Raw genomic sequence first — 4,671 nt, forward strand, 5'->3', positions numbered from 1 at the left:
GCGACGAACCCGGCCAGCTCCAGCCCGCTGCCGCCGGGGCCGCCGGGGTTGACCAGCAGCGGGCCCTCGAAGGCCCGCGCGGTGTGCGGGACGCGGGACAGGGCGAGCGTGATCTGCCGGCCCGCCGGGGCGGCGTGGTCCAGCGGCACCCGCACCGAGGCGCACTGGAGGGTCGGGTGATCACGGGTGGCGCACGCCCTCCAGACCGGCGCGGGGGCGGTGGCCGCCCGGACGGGGGCGGCGGTGAGCGAGCCCGCCACCACGGCGGCGACCGCGCCCAGAGCGGCTGCGCGTGTTCTCATACGGGGTCCTCCCGGGACGCGGGGACACGGCGAACCGTGCGGCACGGCTTCGCCCGGATCGTCCCGGCGCCGGGACCTGGGAGAACCCGGCTTCGCGATACTTGACCCGATCGGGCCGCGGGATGCCCCTGAACGCGCCCCTGCCCGCTCACATCAGGCTGAGCTGCACCGGTTCCGCCGGCCCGGGGGCCGGCGCGGGCGCGGGCGGGCGGATCCGGCGGGCCTGCCCGGAGCGGGCGGGCCCGATGCCGTACTCCTCGGCCAGCTCGTGCACCTGACGGGTGATCCGGCGCTGGTACCACCTCGGCGCGTAGGCGCCCTCCGCGTACAGCCGCTCGTAGCGGGACACCAGGTGCGGATGGTGCCGGCCGAGCCAGGTCATGAACCACTCCCGGGCGCCCGGGCGCAGATGCAGCACCAGAGGGGTCACGGAGACCGCCCCGGCCGCCGCGATCGCCCGCACCGTCTCCCGCAGCCGCTCCGGGTCGTCGCTCAGGAACGGGATCACCGGGGCCATCAGCACCCCGCAGCCGATGCCGTGCTCCCCGAAGGCGCGGACGACCTCCAGCCGGCGCTCGGGCGCGGGCGTGCCCGGTTCCACCGTGCGCCACAGCTCGCTGTCCAGGAAGCCGACGGAGACGGACACGCCCACGTCCGTCACCTCGGCCGCGCGGACCAGCAGCGGGAGGTCGCGCAGGATCAGGGTGCCCTTGGTGAGGATCGAGAACGGGTTCGCGTGGTCGGTGAGCGCGGAGATGATGCCCGGCATCAGCCGGTAGCGGCCCTCGGCGCGCTGGTAGCAGTCGACGTTCGTGCCCATCGCCACGTGCTCGCCCCGCCAGCGGCGCGAGCCGAGCTGGCGGCGCAGCACCTCCGGGGCGTTGACCTTGACCACGATCTGGGTGTCGAAGCCGATGCCCGTGTCCAGGTCCAGATAGCCGTGGGTGGCGCGGGCGAAGCAGTACACACACGCGTGCGAGCAACCACGGTAGGGGTTGACCGTCCACTCGAACGGCATGCGCGAGGCGCCCGGCACCCGGTTGAGCACCGAGCGCGCCCGCACCTCGTGGAAGGTGATCCCGCGGAACCCGGGCGGGTCGGTACGGGTCGTCACGGCGTCCGCGCCGAACAGCGCGGTGCCGACGGCCCGGCCGTGGTCGCCGTCGTCGGTGAGGTTGTCCCAGCGCATGACGCCTCCTCGGTAGCACTGGGCACAGAATAGAACATGTGTTCCCATGATCACGCGGACCCCGATTTGGGCCGCCGGGCACCGGGGTGGTTGGCTTGCCCCATACCGGAAGACAGGTCCTGGAGGAACGCAATGGCGCAGGTCGAGGCCACTACCGAGCGGGTCGTCGCGGCGGACGCGGAGAAGGTGTTCGACGCCCTCGCCGACTACCGCGGCACCCGGCAGAAGCTGCTGCCCGAACACTTCAGCGAGTACGAGGTGCGCGAGGGCGGCGACGGCGAGGGCACCCTCGTCCACTGGAAGCTCCAGGCCACCAGCAAGCGGGTGCGCGACTGCCTGCTCGAGGTGACCGAGCCCACCGACGGCGAACTCGTCGAGAAGGACCGCAACTCCTCCATGGTCACCACCTGGCGGGTCACCCCGGCCGGCGAGGGCCGCTCCCGCGTGGTCGTCACCACCACCTGGCAGGGCGCCGGCGGCATCGGCGGCTTCTTCGAGCGGACCTTCGCGCCCAAGGGCCTCGGCCGGATCTACGACGCCCTGCTCGCCAACCTCGCCGCCGAGGTCGAGAAGTAGCCAACCACGCGCCGACGCAAGGGCGTTGACCTCCGGTCGCGCCCTTCACCGGTTCGAGTGGATCTCCGGTCCGGGCCGGGCGGGGCCGTAACCTCAGGCAACCGGTCCCCGTTGTCGCCTCACGCGGGAAACGCGCGAGGCGCAACGAGGGGAGCGGTCCGTGGGAGGGACGACACTGGCGCGGCAGGAGCCGGACCTGGCACCGGCGGCCGGCGAGGCGTCCGCGTCCCCGCCGCCGCCCGCGCCCGCCGTGCCGCTCACGCCCCGCCGGGTCCGGCTGGTGTTCTCCGGGCTGATGCTGGCACTGCTGCTGGCCGCCCTGGACCAGATGATCGTCGCCACCGCCCTGCCCAAGGTCGTCGGCGAACTGCACGGCCTGGACAAGATGTCCTGGGCCGTCACCGCCTACCTGCTCACCTCCACCATCGGCCTGCCCCTGTACGGCAAGCTGGGCGACCTCGTCGGCCGCAAGGGCGTCTTCCAGTTCGCCATCGCCGTGTTCGTCGTCGGCTCCGCGCTCGCCGGCCGGGCCGGCAGCATGGACCAGCTGGTCCTCTACCGCGCGCTCCAGGGCGTCGGCGCCGGCGGTCTCATGATCGGCGTGCAGGCCATCATCGCCGACATCGTGCCGCCCCGGGAACGCGGCCGCTACATGGGCCTGATCGGCGCCGCCTTCGGCCTCGCCTCCGTCGCCGGCCCGCTGCTCGGCGGCTACTTCACCGACCACCTCTCCTGGCGCTGGTGCTTCTACGTCAACGTCCCCTTCGGCCTGGTCACCTTCGTAGTCGTCACCGTCGTGCTGAAGCTGCCCCGGCCGCCCGTGCGGGCCCGGCTCGACGTGCCCGGTGCCATCCTGCTCGCCGCCGCCTCCACCTGCCTGGTGCTGCTCACCAGCTGGGGCGGCACCGAGTACGCCTGGGACTCCCGGCCCGTGCTCCTCCTCGGCGCCGGCGCCCTCGTCAGCACCGTCCTCTTCCTGGTCGCCGAGCACCTCGCCGCCGAACCCCTCATCCCGCTCAGGCTGTTCCGCGACCCCGTTTTCACCGTCAGCGGCCTGGTCGGCCTGGTCGTCGGTGTCGCCCTGTTCGGCGCCGCCAGCTATCTGCCGACCTTCCTGCAGATGGTCGACGGGGCCAGCGCCACCGAGTCCGGGCTGCTCATGCTGCCCATGATGGCCGGGATCGTCGGCGCCTCCCTCATCGGCGGCCAGCTCATCAGCCACACCGGCCGCTACAGGATCTACCCCGTGCTCGGCAGCGCCGTCTCCGTCGTCGGCATGTGGCTGCTGTCCCGGCTCCAGACCGACACGCCCCGACTGCACTACAGCATCTGGATGGCCGTCCTCGGCACCGGCATCGGCCTGGTGATGCCCGTCCTCGTCCTCGCCGTGCAGAACTCCGTGCGCCCCGCCGACCTCGGTAGCGCCACCAGCGCCAACAACTACTTCCGGCAGATCGGCGGCAGCGTCGGCGCCGCCGTCTTCGGCACCCTCTTCGCCGAGCGGCTCGCCTCCGCGCTCCGCGCCGAGCTGCCCCCGGGCGCCGGCCCCCGCCTGCCCGCCGCCGACTCGATCACCCCGCAGCTCGTCCACGCGCTGCCCCCGGCCCTGCGCGACGCCTACATCCGCGCCTACGCCGACGCGATGCCCCGGATCTTCCTCTACCTCGTCCCGGTGCTCGCCCTCGGCCTGCTCATCGCCTGCTTCCTCAAGGAGAAACCCCTGGTGTCCCACAACGCTCCCGCCATCGAGGCCACCACCCCGATCCCCCAGGCCCGGATGGCGCCCTCGTCCGGGGTGCCGGTCTGCGGCCGGGTGCAGCACCCGGACGGGAGCGGTGTGCCCCGGGCGGCCCTCACCCTCATCGACATCGCGGGCCGGCAGATCGGCCGGGGCGCCAGCGGCGAGGACGGCCGCTACGCGCTGGCCGTACCGGGCTCCGGTTCCTACGTCCTGATCGCCGCCGCCGGCGGGCACCAGCCGCAGGCCGTCTCGGTGACCGTCGGCGAGCGTTCGGTGGACCTGGACGTGGTCCTCGGCGGCGCCGGGCGCCTCGCGGGCAGCGTGCTCACCGCCGACGGCAGCCCCGTGCGGGACGCGGCCGTCACCCTCACCGACGTGCGCGGCGAGGTCGTGGCCTCCACCCGCAGCGGACGTGAGGGCACCTACGCCCTCGGGGAGCTGGTGGCCGGGGAGTACACGCTCGCCGCCAGCGCCCCCGCCTTCCGTCCGGCCGCCGTCCCGGTCAGCGTCCAGTCCGCCCGGGAGACCCGCCAGGACATCGAGCTGGCCGGCGGCGCGGTGCTGCGCGGCACGGTGCGGGCGGGCGGCGGGCGGCCGGTCGAGGACGCCCGGGTGACCCTGCTCGACGCGGCGGGCAACGTGGTCGACACCCTCACCACCGGCCCCGACGGCACCTTCCGCTTCGTGGACCTCTCCTCCGGCGAGTACACGGTCATCGCGACCGGATACCCGCCCGTCGCCACCGTCCTCCAGGTGGCCGGCGGCGGCCGTACGGAGCGTGACCTGCAGCTCGGCCACGAGGACTGACCGCCGCACGCTCACATGGAGACGCGCCGCCCGCCGGTGGCCACCGTGCTCCCGGG

The 4,671-nt window shown here is 73.9% G+C and carries 3 protein-coding genes and 1 pseudogene; 2 read left to right on the plus strand and 2 right to left on the minus strand.

All coding sequences use genetic code 11. From position 1 onward, the window contains the following. Together H5J33_RS24275 and H5J33_RS24280 are read right to left on the minus strand one after the other, a co-directional pair. Positions 1-302: pseudogene (locus H5J33_RS24275) on the minus strand (alpha/beta hydrolase); the annotation flags it as partial. A 148-nt stretch (positions 303-450) separates the two neighbouring features. Further along, the gene (locus H5J33_RS24280) at positions 451-1,491 is read right to left on the minus strand and encodes an Rv2578c family radical SAM protein (RefSeq protein ID WP_181797007.1); all 1,041 of its coding nucleotides are present in this window, start codon (positions 1,489-1,491) and stop codon (positions 451-453) included. Between the two features lie 132 nt (positions 1,492-1,623). On the opposite strand from H5J33_RS24280, the gene H5J33_RS24285 reads away from it, so the two are divergent. Beyond that, positions 1,624-2,067 carry an SRPBCC family protein gene (locus tag H5J33_RS24285; protein WP_030787558.1) on the plus strand — a complete coding sequence of 148 codons (444 nt, stop codon included), beginning with the start codon at positions 1,624-1,626 and terminating at the stop codon, positions 2,065-2,067. A gap of 160 nt (positions 2,068-2,227) precedes the next feature. Beyond that, positions 2,228-4,615: an MFS transporter gene (locus H5J33_RS24290; protein ID WP_181797008.1), complete on the plus strand. Its 2,388-nt coding sequence runs from the start codon at positions 2,228-2,230 to the stop codon at positions 4,613-4,615. The last annotated feature ends 56 nt before the right edge of the window (positions 4,616-4,671 follow it).

It is taken from the genome of Streptomyces sp. WELS2 (genome assembly GCF_013870595.1).
GTDB lineage: Bacteria > Actinomycetota > Actinomycetes > Streptomycetales > Streptomycetaceae > Streptomyces.

Coding starts and splice junctions, on each gene's coding strand:
- H5J33_RS24280 (WP_181797007.1), bottom strand. CDS start 1,491: ATGCGCTGGGACAACCTCACCGACGACGGCGACCACGGCCGGGCCGTC.
- H5J33_RS24285 (WP_030787558.1), top strand. CDS start 1,624: ATGGCGCAGGTCGAGGCCACTACCGAGCGGGTCGTCGCGGCGGACGCG.